The organism is Inhella gelatinilytica (assembly GCF_016093295.1).
GTDB lineage: Bacteria > Pseudomonadota > Gammaproteobacteria > Burkholderiales > Burkholderiaceae_C > Inhella > Inhella gelatinilytica.
In genome coordinates this window covers 1-12,068 of sequence record NZ_JAEDAL010000005.1, presented here as the reverse complement: position 1 = coordinate 12,068, position 12,068 = coordinate 1, and the positions used below count along the sequence as shown (strand labels likewise).

Here is a 12,068-nt window from a genome sequence, read left to right as displayed (position 1 = left end):
GCCACTTTGCGCTCAGCGCTTCAGAATCCAGTATCGAGATCCTCGGTCTGAGGAGCGCTGCAACGACTGAACGGCAGTCCAGCCGTTGGGCAGAACGGGGTTTTGACCGACGGCCAGTCGCACCACCGCCCAGTGGCAAGACGTGGAATCAAGCGTCTGGGTTCCGTGGGTTGTCCATCCTCCTTGAGCCTCCAAGGTGGCCAGGAGAGCCAGGCTTTGATGGGGCGCGGCGATGCAGTCTGACGCCGAAACAGCGAGATGACTTCGGAGTTGGCGCAGCAAATCGGATTGCCCCATGCCGTGATCGAGCGCCGGCCGCCACAGCGTCATCATGAGCAGCCACATTAGGGCCACGCCCCCCGCCGGGAGGGCGAGGCTGCGCCACAAGGCCGCGCGCTGCCGACTGGTCCGCCAGCGCACCAAGGCGAGCCATGCCAGCGTTCCAGCGAGCGCCAAGACCAGCGAAATCGAGTCGAATGGCATCACAAACCCGGGTGCCAAACGGTTCACGTTGGCCATCAAGCGCGGAGGCCAACCGGTGTGCAGCGCAAGGTAATACGCCCAAATGAACAGGGCTGTGGCACTGAAAAGAAACAGGGAGAACCAGTCCACCATCGCGCTGAGGCTGCGGTTCAAGGTCGGGATTGCAAAGGCTGCCAAGATGGCCAAGCCAGGCAATCCAATCAGCAAGGCCCGCTCTTGTCCACCCATGGCCAAACAGCTGAGCAGGGCAACAAAGCTCAACGACAGGGGAATCGCGACATGTCGGCGACTCCACTGGCGTCGCCAGCGCCACAACGTCCACAGCGCCAGCGCACCGCTGGGCCAGACGTACCACGCGATCAACTGCAGGAGACTGCTCCCGTTCAGTTGCGCGATTCGCCACGCCCATGCATGCGTGACCACCGCACTGGCGCATGCAACGGCGATTCCCAGCGCCAAACCCCACCGAAGGCGCCGCGCCCCTTCAAAACGAGAGCGGTGACAAATGACCCAGCCAGCCAAGCCCAGCAGCAGAGCGACAAACGGAGCGCCGCTCAGGGCCAAGACAACCAAGCCGCTGGCCGAACTGGTTTGGGCCCAGCCTGCTCGGTAGGGGGCGGCCGCCAAGGCATAGATCCAAAGGCCGGTGCCCAGCAGTTGGACGATGGCAGGCGTGGCTTCGTGGGCCATAAGAAAGCCCAGTGTGGCCATCAGGGCCAACAAGGCTGCATCCGCCAGGGCTCGGGCGTAATCGATGGTTTGCGCCTCGCCTCCGAAAGCGAAGCTCACGGGTTGTGCGGCGTCGGTCCGAGCCAGGTGAAATGTCGCGTACCAGAGCAATGCCAAGCAAGCCAGCAGGAGTGCCAAGAAAGGCAGGCGTGCAGCGAGTGCGGGATCAAAGGGGAGCAATTGAATGCCCCAAGCACCAATCCAATAAGGCAGGAGCGCGCCATCGGGGGTCTGTAGACCCGCAAGCGTGGGATTGAGCCATTCGGCGCGGCCTTCAGCCAGTGCAGCCATGTACCCAAAAGCGCCCAGATCGAAAGGGCGCCAAACCTCGCGAGACCATTGTCCCGGTAGCAAATAAGTCAGGCACATGAGCCAAAGCACAGCACGCGACAAGGGGCGTGCACCGGCTTCGGTCACGATGGCAGGTGTGGCGGGATTGCTGGGGTTCACGGCAGAAGCATGATGCCAACAAAAAGGCAGCCCGTAGGCTGCCTCTTGGTGCACTTCAAGGTAGAAATTACTTCTTGAGGTGAGCGAACTTGTTGCGGAATTTCTCCACGCGGCCACCCAGGTTGTCCACGCTCTTTTGCGTGCCCGTGTAGAAGGGGTGCGACTCGCTGGTGGTTTCCAGCTTAACGAGCGGCAGCTCGCGGCCGTCGTCCATCTTGATGGTTTCTTTCGTGCCAACCGTCGAGCGGGTCACGAACTTGAAGCCGTTGGACAGGTCCACGAAGCACACTTCGCGGTAGTTGGGGTGAATGCCTTCTTTCATGGCGAACCTCGGGGAATGCTTGGGTAGCCACCGCGCCGCGATGGCGCAGAACTTGCCCAGGGTGGGTCGGAAAAACGTGAGAGTATATCAGCCGCCGCGGCGCATCAGGTCGAAGAAGTCGTGGTTGTTCTTCGTCGCCTTCATCTTGTCCAGCAAAAACTCCATCGCCTCAATCTCATCCATCGGATAAAGCAGTTTGCGCAGAATCCAGGACTTCTGGAGGATCTCTGGTTTGAGGAGCAACTCCTCGCGCCGGGTGCCACTGCGGTTGATCAGGATCGAGGGGTAGACCCGCTTTTCGGCCATGCGGCGATCCAGATGGATTTCGCAATTGCCTGTGCCTTTGAACTCCTCGTAGATCACCTCGTCCATCTTTGAGCCGGTGTCGATGAGCGCCGTGCCAATGATCGTGAGCGACCCGCCTTCTTCCACATTGCGCGCGGCGCCGAAGAAACGCTTCGGGCGCTGCAGGGCATTGGCGTCCACGCCGCCCGTTAGCACCTTACCGGAGCTGGGCAGCACGTTGTTGTAAGCGCGGGCTAGGCGGGTGATCGAATCCAGCAGGATGACCACGTCTTTTTTCAGCTCAACCAACCGCTTGGCGCGCTCGATGACCATTTCAGCGACCTGCACATGGCGGGCTGCCGGTTCGTCAAAGGTCGAGCTGATGACCTCGCCGCGCACCGTGCGCACCATTTCGGTCACTTCCTCGGGGCGCTCGTCCACCAGCAGCACGATCAGGTGCACTTCTGGGTGATTGGCGACGATGGAGTGCGCCAGATGCTGCATGAGCATCGTTTTGCCGGTTTTGGGCTGGGCCACCAGCAGCGCGCGCTGACCTTTCCCGATGGGAGCGATCAAATCAATGATGCGGCTGGCGACGTTTTCATCGCCTTTGACGTTTTCACGTTCGAGCTTGAACTGTTCCTTGGGGAACAGCGGGGTCAAGTTCTCGAACATGATCTTGTTCTTGATGTCCTCCGGCGGCAGGCCATTGATGCGGTCCACCTTGACCAACGCAAAGTAGCGCTCCCCATCTTTGGGGACGCGCACCTCACCCTCGACCATGTCACCCGTGTGCAAGTTGAAGCGTCGGATCTGACTGGGCGACAGGTAGATGTCGTCCGTGCTGGCCATGAAGCTGGAGTCCAGAGCGCGCAAGAAGCCAAAGCCATCAGGCAACACTTCGAGAACGCCATCCCCAAATACTTGCTCGCCGGCTTTGGCGCGCTTTTTCATGATCGCGAACATCAATTCCTGCTTGCGCAGGCGGTTGGCGTTCTCGACTTCCAGCTCTTCGGCCATGCGGATGAGGGCCGAGACGTGGAGTACCTTCAATTCAGACAGGTGCATGGGATGTCATCCAATCGATCGTCCAGACGGGGCGCGAAACAGTGCGTTTCGCCACACTGGCCAGGGATGAGGAGAAAAAGGAGGAAAGCCTCCGAACCGCGCCTCGACTAAGCGGGGGGTTCCGGAGGGTGGTGCAGTCCAAACGTCAAGTCAGGACTGCACAACGGGCGCCATTATAGGTGGGCGTCCAGGAAGCTCGTCAGTTGGGCTTTGGAAAGCGCGCCAACCTTGGTGGCAGCCAGCTGGCCGTCTTTGAAAAGCATCAACGTTGGGATTCCGCGGATGCCGTACTTGGCCGGAACCTCCCGGTTTTCATCGACATTCATTTTGGCCACTTGCAGCTTGCCCTCGTAGGCGCCGCTGACCTCGTCCAAGATCGGGGCGATCATTCGGCAGGGGCCGCACCACTCCGCCCAGTAGTCCACCAGCACCGGGGTGCCGGACTTCAGCACGTCAGCTTCGAACGAGGCGTCGGAGACGTGTTTGATCAAGTCGCTGCTCATCAAAAAATCCTAGGGGTTGAGACCTCTCCACGACAGCGTGAAGTGCAAGTCAGAGGACCGGCTAAAGCGGTCACGACTGATTCTGACACAGTGCTTTCAAGCAGAAACGGGCTGGGACATTCGTGGTTTCTGGCAGGGGGCATGACAAGAGTTTTGCGCCCGTGTCTACAATGCTAGGTTTTTCGGGGTGTAGCGCAGTCTGGTAGCGCATCTGCTTTGGGAGCAGAGGGTCGGAGGTTCGAATCCTCTCGCCCCGACCAAATCGTTGTTTGGCGTTGAAAAGGGGGACCGCGAGGTCCTCTTTTTGCATCCGAACTTGTAGCAACTGAAACGAATTGGGGACGTTATGGCCCTCTTGCATCTCTCGGACGAAGAAGTTCAAACCTGGAGCCGCGAACAAAAAGATCGCTGGTGGCTGCAGAACGTCTTCAAGGGCGACATGGCGCAGCTCACGCTGCGTTCCGCATTGACGGGTTTCCTGCTCGGGGGCGTACTGTCCGCCACGGGTCTGTATATCGGTGCCAAGACCGGCATCGGCATTGGGGTTGGCCTGACCTCGGTGATTCTGGCTTTCGCGCTGTTTCGCGCCTTGTCCGCTGCGGGAGTCGTCAAGGATTACACGATCCTGGAAAACAACTGCACCCAGTCCATTGCCACTGCGGCTGGCTATGTGATTGGCCCCATTTACTCCAGCTTGGTCGCCTACATGCTGGTCACGGGGGTCATCATTCCTTGGTGGCAATTGATGATTTGGCTCTTCGTCGTTTCGATGATTGGGGTTTTGCTCGCCTTCCCGATGAAGCGCAAGTTCATCAACGACGACCAAGCGCCATTCCCCGAGGGGCGGGCCTGCGGTGTGGTGCTCGATTCGTTGTACAGCGGTGACGCTGGTGCCGGGGTCTACAAGGCTCGACTGCTGGGCATCGTGGGCGGGGGTACGGCGCTGTACCAAGCGCTGATCAGCGATGGTTGGATGAAGCTCGTCCAGTTCAAGTTGTTGGCCATGGACAAGTGGACCGACATGAAGCAGGCGTGGCACTTCCATGAGCGGTTGGATCACTACTACTACGCCTGGGCGGCCAAGGCAGACGGCTGGATCCCGACCATTTTGGGCACAGATATTCGCCAGTTGGGCCTGCGCTTGACCTTGGATGCCGCCATGCTGGGTGTTGGGGGGCTGATGGGTATCGCCGTGGCGACCAGTTGCTTGCTCGGCGCCGTCGTCAACTTTGGTGTCTTGGCGCCGCTGATGATCCAGTTGGGCGACATTGCGCCGCGTGTCGCCGCGGACGGCAAAGTGATTGCGCTGAACCGCGCCGAGATCGTGAATCAGTGGTCGCTGTGGTGGGGGGTCACCATGATGGTGACTGGCGCCATGGTGAGTCTGGCTGCCAAGCCGGAAATCTTCACCAGCGCATTGAAAGCGTTCAGCAAAAAGGACAAGACGGCCGCAGGTAACGACGTTCTCAAAGACATCGAATTGCCGCTGTGGATTAGTTATGTCGGCGTGCCCGTGTTCTCGGTTCTGGGTGCGTGGGTGACCCACATCTTCTTTGGCGTACCGATGTGGTTGGCGCTGATTTCACTGCCGCTGATTTTCGTGCTCACCCTGATCTGCACCAATTCGATGGCCCTGACCTCGTGGACGCCCACGGGCTCGCTCGCCAAGATTACGCAGTTCACCATGGGCGCGATTGATCGCACAAACCCGGGCTCGAATCTGTTGCCCGCGGCCATGACTTCGGAGATCGCTTCCAACGCCGCCAACCTGTTGTCGGACATCAAGCCCGGCTACATGCTCGGCGGCAAGCCGCGTCACCAGGCCATTGGCCACATCATCGGCAACATCGCCGGCCTGCTGTTTTGTGTGCCCCTGTTTTTCCTGCTGTTCTTGCCGCCGGATGCCAACGGGGTGCGCTCGGTGACGACCATCGTCAGTGATCAGTTTGCGATGCCCGCTGCGCTGCAGTGGAAGGGTGTGGCAGAAATCATTGCCAAAGGCTTGAAGGGCTTGCCCATGTCGGCCATCATTTCCATGGCAGTGGCGGCCATCGTGGCCATCGTGATCGAAGTGCTGCGCATCCGGACCAAGGGCAAATTTGGTCTGTCCGCCGTGGCGATCGGCTTGGGCGTTGTGTTGCCACCCGAGTCGACTTTTGCCATGTTTGTCGGGGCGCTGATCTTCTGGATCATGGGCCGCAAGCACAAGGACCCGGCCAGCAAAGGCCACAAGATCTGGGTGGACGGCCTCGAGCCCGTGTGCGCCGGCTTGATTTCTGGCGCTGCACTCATGGGGATCGGTAACGCGATCATCAACGTGCTGCTGGCCTAATCCGCCAGGGCACAATGCGAAGGGGCTCGTGAGAGCCCCTTCGTCATTCAGGCCGACGGTAGCTCAACTGGATAGAGCAGCTGCCTTCTAAGCAGCAGGTCGGGGGTTCGAGTCCCTCCCGTCGGGCCAAATCAGCATTTCGAACCCGCTCCGAACCGCTCAAGCCCCTAAGTAAATCAAAATCTTAGGGGCTTTTTTGTGCCCACGTTGGATCACATGGGGGCTTTGCAGATCGGGGAACACAGGGGAACATACCGGGGAACAAACCGGGGTAAATTGAGAAACCGGGGAACAAAGGCGTTCCCCGGGTCGCTCTGGCCCTAGGGGATACCCCATGCTGACCGATGCCGACTGTCGCAATGCCACCTGCCCACCCGAGGCCAAGCGCCGCCGCCTGACCGATGGGGCAGGGCTCTACCTCGAAGTCAGCCCGAACGGCGCCAAACGCTGGTTTTGGAAGTTCTACCCGGACGGCAAAGAGAGCCGGTTGGCGTTGGGCAGCTACCCCGCTGTGACGCTGAAAGAGGCCCGCAAGGCCCGTGACGAAGCCCGCCGCACCCGCGAAACGGGCGCCAACCCGGTGCAACAGCGCAAGGCCGCCAAGCTGGCCGCGCAGATCAACAGCGCCACCACGTTTGAGGCGGTGGCCCGCGAATGTCATGCCGCCAAGGCCAGTGGATGGAGCGACACCTACGCCCGGCGCTGGCTGGAGCGCATGGAGAAAGACTTGTTCCCCCACCTTGGTGCGTTGCCGCTGGCCGATATCAAAGCCCCGCTATTGCTCCAAGTGTTGCGACGGGTGGAGCGCAGGGGGGCCATCGAAACGGCCCACACGCTGCGCCAGACGGCGGGGCAGGTGTTTCAGTACGGCATTCAGACGGGGGTTTGTGAGTCCAACCCTGCGCCAGATTTGGTGGGGGCCTTGCAGCCGGTGCAGGTCAAGCACATGGCTGCGGTGCTGGCGCCCGCCGATGCGGGTGAGCTGATGCGCGCACTCGACAGCTACCACGGTCAACCCACCACGCGAGCCGCGCTGCTTTTGTCAGCGCTGCTGTTCCAACGGCCGGGGAATATCCGCGCCATGGAATGGACCGAAATCGACCTAGACGGCGCTTTGTGGACGATCCCCGCCGCCAAGATGAAGCGGCGCAAAACCGCCAAGCTGAACGGCCGGCCGCACCTTGTCCCGCTGGCGCCCCAAGCCCTGGCCCTGCTGCGTGAGCTACAGCCCCTCACAGGCGCTGGCCGCTTTGTTTTCCCGGCCCTGCAGGGTGGCGACAAGTGCATGAGCGAAAACACCGTGAACACCGCTTTGCGCCGCCTGGGCTTTGGGGCCGACGAGATGACCGCCCACGGATTCCGCGCCATGGCACGTACCCTCATGGTGGAACAACTGCCCGGCGTCTCGCCCGATGTGATCGAAGCGCAACTCGCCCACGGCAAGAGCGGCCCCCTGGGGGCAGCCTATGACCGCGCCGAATTCATGGCTCAGCGCCGGGCTCTGATGGCGCTGTGGGCGGACTATTTGGACCAATTGAAGGCAGGCGCCAAGGTCTTACCGTTCAAGGCTGCATAGACCGCATAGCAGCTTCACGCAAGGCGATCCCGTCTAGACAGCGAGAGAAAAGATGAAGGACCAAAGTGAATTGGAGGCCGCTTGGATTCAGCGAGCTCTATCTGGAGATGCAGTCGCTGGGCGAGCACTTCTGGCTCATTGCGTGGCGGGGCTCGATTCCGGCCAGCTCTCAAGCGCCATGGCCCATTACCTTTCTGAAAGGTTGTGGTCTTTTTTAGGGGGCGAGCCCCTGGAACGAGCTCTCTGTGTAGAGGTTGAGCGCAGCGCAGGGCGGCCCCGCGATCCATTCCCGAGATGGAAGGGCGAGTTGGCCGCGTTCGACGCGATTCTTGGATTGCGAGGCTACACGCCAGAAAATCGCTGTGCCGCCATGGATGTTGCGAGGCGAGAAATTGATCACCGGAGCAGTGGCCTGGACCGGCGTGAAGCCCAGAAAATTCGCTCAGATCATCGCGGATTGAGTGATCTCGATGAGGATTTGCTTAGACACCTCGCCGGAGAAAGACTGCGGGCTTTATTGGGTCAATTTCCCCCGCAGCCATAAACGCTCCAGATGTGTCGAATGCGCACTGTGATTAACCACAGAGCGCCACATGACCGATAAGAACCAATCTGAACGCTTCCAGCCCCTGGAAGCGGCCAGCCTTCCCGATGCACTCTTGAAGCTGCAAATCGTGGAGGCCGTGACGGGTCTGAGCCGCCCGAGCATCTACCGCCGCATGGCGGTGGGTGACTTCCCCCAGCCTGTGCGCTTGGGCCGCCGCTGTACCCGCTGGCCAGCCGCCGCTGTGCGCGACTGGATCAAAACCCAGCAAGCCTGCTCCAACTGAATGGGGCCCGCCAAGAAGAACGCCCCGGCCGCTCGAACGGCTCAGGGCGCGAATGGGGTTGCCTGTGCAGGCACGCAGATTGTGCCGCCAACCCCCAAACCCACCAAACCCTCTGCCGGCCTGGGCTGCGGTGGGTGCATCCCATCGAGCTTGACTCCCTAAACGCCGCCCTGGTGCATCTGCACCTGCGTGCCTTGGCGCGTATCGGGGCCGCGTTCGATTCAATGACGGGGAAACGCCATGACTGACACCCGAGCCAAATTTTTGGACTTCATGCGCCACGTATTGAGCGGCGCGCCTGACTTCATCGAGCCCGGCAAGCTGCAGCGATTCAGCACCAATGGCCGACGCGGCGACACCGCCGGATGGTGCAAGCTGTTTGAGGACGGCCGGGGCGGCGTTTTTGGCTGCCACCGTCAAGGAATCTTTGAGGTCTGGTCTGCGGTGGATCGCCGTGCCATGTCCGCCGCCGAGCTGGCGCAGTTCCAGCGCCAAGTGCAGGCCAGCCGCGCCGAACGAGAGCGAGAGCAGCGCCAGCGGTGGGCACAAAACGCCGAGCGAGTGCACGCCCTGTGGGCTGAGTGTGAGCCCTTGCTGCCTGGGGATTCCGCCACGCTCTACCTCAAGCGGCGCGGCCTTGGTGGGATGTGGCCCCTGCCGGACTGCCTGCGCTTTCACCCGCGCCTTGGCTACTGGGCCGATGGCCAGCAAATCGGGCTCTTCCCCGCCATGGTGTCCGCCATCACATCCCCCGAAGGGGAATTGGTGGCCCTGCACCGTACCTATCTGACTCAGGGCGGCCGCAAAGCGCCTGTGCCCACTGTCAAGAAGTTGACCGCAGCAGCCGGCCCCTTGGCAGGAGCCTGCATTGCCCTGGCCAAACCATCGCGGGGTGTTCTGGGCATTTCTGAGGGCATTGAAACCGGCCTAGCTGCCGGGCTGGCGTCTGGCTTGCCCGTGGTGGCTGCGTACAGCGCCAGCAACTTGGCGCAGTGGATATGGCCTAGCGATGTGCGGCGCATCGTGGTGTTTGCGGACAACGACAAAGCCGGCCTAGACGCCGCCGACACCCTAAGGGCCCGTGCTCTGCGGGCTGACCTGCGCTGTGAGGTGCACAGCCCCTCAGACGCTGGCGTCGACTGGTGCGATGTGTGGGCGGCCGGGCAATCAGTGGGGGTGCAGGCATGAATGCGCGTGATGATTTGTCGCGGCTTCAGGGTTTGAACGCAACAGCAGGGGAAGGCTGGCCTGCGCCTACGCCATTGCCAACAAGCCTCCCCCCTGTCGAGCCGTTTCACTTTGAATTGCTGCCTGAAACGCTGCGCCCGTGGGCCTTCGATATTGCACACCGTATGCAATGCCCGCCCGACTTCGTGGCGGTGGGCGTCATCGTGGCCTTGTCTTCCCTGATTGGTGCGCGTGCCGTTGTGGCGCCAAAGGAGCGGGACGATTGGCGCGTGACGCCGAACCTGTGGGGACTGGTGGTGGGGCGCCCTGGCGTCATGAAATCCCCAGCCCTCAGTGAAGCCCTGGCCCCGATCAAGCGCCTAGAACGCGAGGAGCGCGAACGGTGGGAGCTTGCCCATGATGAGTGGGCTCTGGATGCCAAGGTGGAGGAACTGGCAGCCAAGGAGCGCGAGATCTTGGCCAAGAAGGAATCCATCAAAGACCCGAGCAAGGCCCGCGCACTGTTGCAGCCTGCCGAGGTGAAGCCGGAACCCAAGGCGCGCCGCTATGTGATCAATGACAGCACGGTGGAAGCCCTGGCCGAACTGCTGGTGCCTCACCCCTATGGCTTGCTTGTCTTCGGGGACGAAATGCACGGCCGCCTGTGCAGCATGGATCGCCCAGGCCAAGAAGGTGCACGCGGCTTCTACCTCACCGGCTATGACGGGAACCAAGGCTATGCGGTAGATCGCATCATGCGCGGGGCTAGCTATCTCCCTAGGGTTTGCATTGCCATGCTGGGCGGCATTCAGCCCGGCAAGGTGCAAAGCTATGTGCGGGAGGCCGTTGCAGCGGGTGCCGGGGATGACGGCTTGCTTCAACGATTTGGCCTGACAGTCTGGCCCGATGTGGTGCGCGAGTTCAAGAACGTCGATCAATGGCCTGACACCACAGCCCGCCAAAACGTGTGGGGCCTGTTCGAGCGCTTGAACAATCTACAGCCAGCCAGCGAGCGCGAGCCCCAGGAGTGGCGCTTCACGCCCGAGGCACAAGGACTGTTCAATGAATGGTTTGAGGCGTTCCAGACCGAGATCCGGGGGGAAGAACTGCATCCCGCCCTGGTTTCCCACCTGAGCAAATATGCCAAGTTGATCCCGGCGCTGGCGCTGATCTTTGCGCTGGTAGATACGCCAGACAGCCCGCACAAGATTGGAGCCCGCGAATTGGGCCGCGCCCTAGCATGGGGGGACTACCTGCGGACACACGCCGAACGCCTCTACAGCGCCGCCCTGCATCCCGAGGTGGACGGCGCCCACTCGCTACTGGCCAAGATCAAGGCCGGCAAGCTGGCTAAGCATGGAGGCGAAGAGGCCCAAGACTTTGCGCCGCGAGAAATCGCCGTGAAGAACTGGGCAGGGCTGACGTCCCCTGATGCCGTGCGAAAGGCGGCTGACGTGCTGGCGGACTATGGGTGGCTAGCCAGGGTGGCAACACCAACAGGCATCACCGGAGGCCGCCCAAGCGAGCGATATCTGATCCACCCAGACCTCCTGGCGGAGGGTGCTCAATGAAGTGGCTACAGCGGCTTATTTCTGGCGAAGCCGTCAAAGAGGGCACTACGAAACCTACAAAACTGGCAGAGGAGGCCGGGGGCGGGGGTTTCGTAGGTTTTGTAGCCCCCACCTTGGCCCCTGTGGACATTTTGGAAGGGCCGGAACCGGCAAGCAATCCACCGCCAACCCCTGGCCCGATGGAGGCGCAGGCCCTGGCGCTGTCCGACGATGAACGCGGGCTGCTGGGCTATTTGCTCTGGGCCTATCCCGACACGGGCGCACTGCACTTCAAAGAACTGGCGCTGGCTTCTGGATGGCCCTATGGCGCTGTGATCGCCGGTTTGACCCGACTCCAAGCGGCTGGACTGGTGAGGCGCACCCAGGGCTGCTGGGAGCCTGTGCCGGCCCTATGGCGGGAGTTGAGAGTCCCACAGGATGCGCTCAGGAGCAGATCCACCCCCTTTGCCTGAACCCCTAGCCTGTTCAGAGGGGTCATCAAGACTCGACGAGCAGCCACTCCCTGTTCTAGCAGCGAACTGGTGATCCCGGCCAGCAGCAGTCGTTTGCTCGTGACTGCTTTATCGTCTTCAATCTGGGCTTCGTTGGCGCGGTCGGCCAGTTGTAACCGTTGCCGCTTTTGACTGGAAATTTAGTACTGGATAAACGTCCCGTTTCAGGACCTGAAAACGATGATCTGACAAGGAGTTAGGATGGCAGCGGTCCGCCCGATTAGGGGCGCAGTTACAACAATAAGGGGCGCACAGCTGCGC

At 61.3% G+C, this 12,068-nt stretch carries 10 protein-coding genes and 2 tRNA genes; 8 read left to right on the top strand and 4 right to left on the bottom strand.

Annotated elements, in window-relative coordinates; all coding sequences use genetic code 11:
* Nucleotides 1-12: 12 nt before the first annotated feature.
* The 4 genes from I7X43_RS10830 to trxA form a co-directional block, all read right to left on the bottom strand.
* Nucleotides 13-1,662, bottom strand: a complete 1,650-nt coding sequence (locus I7X43_RS10830; RefSeq protein ID WP_198100964.1) for a hypothetical protein — start codon at nt 1,660-1,662, stop codon at nt 13-15.
* Between the two features lie 67 nt (nt 1,663-1,729).
* Nucleotides 1,730-1,984: a type B 50S ribosomal protein L31 gene (locus I7X43_RS10825; protein ID WP_198100963.1), complete on the bottom strand. Its 255-nt coding sequence runs from the start codon at nt 1,982-1,984 to the stop codon at nt 1,730-1,732.
* Between the two features lie 87 nt (nt 1,985-2,071).
* Nucleotides 2,072-3,337: a transcription termination factor Rho gene (gene rho / locus I7X43_RS10820; protein ID WP_198100962.1), complete on the bottom strand. Its 1,266-nt coding sequence runs from the start codon at nt 3,335-3,337 to the stop codon at nt 2,072-2,074.
* Nucleotides 3,338-3,510: 173 nt separating this feature from the next.
* Nucleotides 3,511-3,840: a thioredoxin TrxA gene (gene trxA / locus I7X43_RS10815; RefSeq protein WP_198100961.1), complete on the bottom strand. Its 330-nt coding sequence runs from the start codon at nt 3,838-3,840 to the stop codon at nt 3,511-3,513.
* Nucleotides 3,841-4,023: 183 nt separating this feature from the next.
* Here trxA and I7X43_RS10810 point away from each other — a divergent pair.
* The 8 genes from I7X43_RS10810 to I7X43_RS10775 all read left to right on the top strand — a co-directional run bounded on the left by I7X43_RS10810 (nt 4,024) and on the right by I7X43_RS10775 (nt 11,768).
* Nucleotides 4,024-4,100: transfer RNA gene (locus tag I7X43_RS10810), tRNA-Pro, on the top strand.
* A gap of 86 nt (nt 4,101-4,186) precedes the next feature.
* Nucleotides 4,187-6,172, top strand: a complete 1,986-nt coding sequence (locus tag I7X43_RS10805) for an OPT family oligopeptide transporter (protein ID WP_198100960.1) — start codon at nt 4,187-4,189, stop codon at nt 6,170-6,172.
* Nucleotides 6,173-6,224: 52 nt separating this feature from the next.
* Nucleotides 6,225-6,301, top strand: a tRNA-Arg gene (locus tag I7X43_RS10800).
* A gap of 205 nt (nt 6,302-6,506) precedes the next feature.
* Nucleotides 6,507-7,748: a tyrosine-type recombinase/integrase gene (locus I7X43_RS10795; RefSeq protein WP_198100959.1), complete on the top strand. Its 1,242-nt coding sequence runs from the start codon at nt 6,507-6,509 to the stop codon at nt 7,746-7,748.
* A gap of 593 nt (nt 7,749-8,341) precedes the next feature.
* On the top strand, nt 8,342-8,578 hold the full coding sequence (locus I7X43_RS10790; protein WP_198100958.1) for a helix-turn-helix transcriptional regulator: 237 nt from the start codon (nt 8,342-8,344) through the stop codon (nt 8,576-8,578).
* 240 nt (nt 8,579-8,818) lie between these two features.
* Nucleotides 8,819-9,766 carry a DUF7146 domain-containing protein gene (locus tag I7X43_RS10785; RefSeq protein ID WP_198100957.1) on the top strand — a complete coding sequence of 316 codons (948 nt, stop codon included), beginning with the start codon at nt 8,819-8,821 and terminating at the stop codon, nt 9,764-9,766.
* A 164-nt stretch (nt 9,767-9,930) separates the two neighbouring features.
* A complete protein-coding gene (locus I7X43_RS10780) occupies nt 9,931-11,316 on the top strand; it encodes a YfjI family protein (RefSeq protein WP_198100956.1) in 1,386 nt (461 codons plus the stop codon).
* Nucleotides 11,317-11,495: 179 nt separating this feature from the next.
* Nucleotides 11,496-11,768 (top strand): hypothetical protein, encoded by a 273-nt coding sequence (locus I7X43_RS10775; protein WP_198100955.1) that lies wholly within the window; start codon nt 11,496-11,498, stop codon nt 11,766-11,768.
* The last annotated feature ends 300 nt before the right edge of the window (nt 11,769-12,068 follow it).

What these genes read in the sequence shown, in the direction of transcription:
- I7X43_RS10780 (WP_198100956.1), top strand. Translation starts at nt 9,931, where the DNA reads ATGCAATGCCCGCCCGACTTCGTGGCGGTGGGCGTCATCGTGGCCTTG.
- I7X43_RS10790 (WP_198100958.1), top strand. Translation starts at nt 8,342, where the DNA reads ATGACCGATAAGAACCAATCTGAACGCTTCCAGCCCCTGGAAGCGGCC.
- trxA (WP_198100961.1), bottom strand. Translation starts at nt 3,840, where the DNA reads ATGAGCAGCGACTTGATCAAACACGTCTCCGACGCCTCGTTCGAAGCT.
- I7X43_RS10805 (WP_198100960.1), top strand. Translation starts at nt 4,187, where the DNA reads ATGGCCCTCTTGCATCTCTCGGACGAAGAAGTTCAAACCTGGAGCCGC.
- I7X43_RS10785 (WP_198100957.1), top strand. Translation starts at nt 8,819, where the DNA reads ATGACTGACACCCGAGCCAAATTTTTGGACTTCATGCGCCACGTATTG.
- rho (WP_198100962.1), bottom strand. Translation starts at nt 3,337, where the DNA reads ATGCACCTGTCTGAATTGAAGGTACTCCACGTCTCGGCCCTCATCCGC.
- I7X43_RS10825 (WP_198100963.1), bottom strand. Translation starts at nt 1,984, where the DNA reads ATGAAAGAAGGCATTCACCCCAACTACCGCGAAGTGTGCTTCGTGGAC.
- I7X43_RS10795 (WP_198100959.1), top strand. Translation starts at nt 6,507, where the DNA reads ATGCTGACCGATGCCGACTGTCGCAATGCCACCTGCCCACCCGAGGCC.
- I7X43_RS10775 (WP_198100955.1), top strand. Translation starts at nt 11,496, where the DNA reads ATGGAGGCGCAGGCCCTGGCGCTGTCCGACGATGAACGCGGGCTGCTG.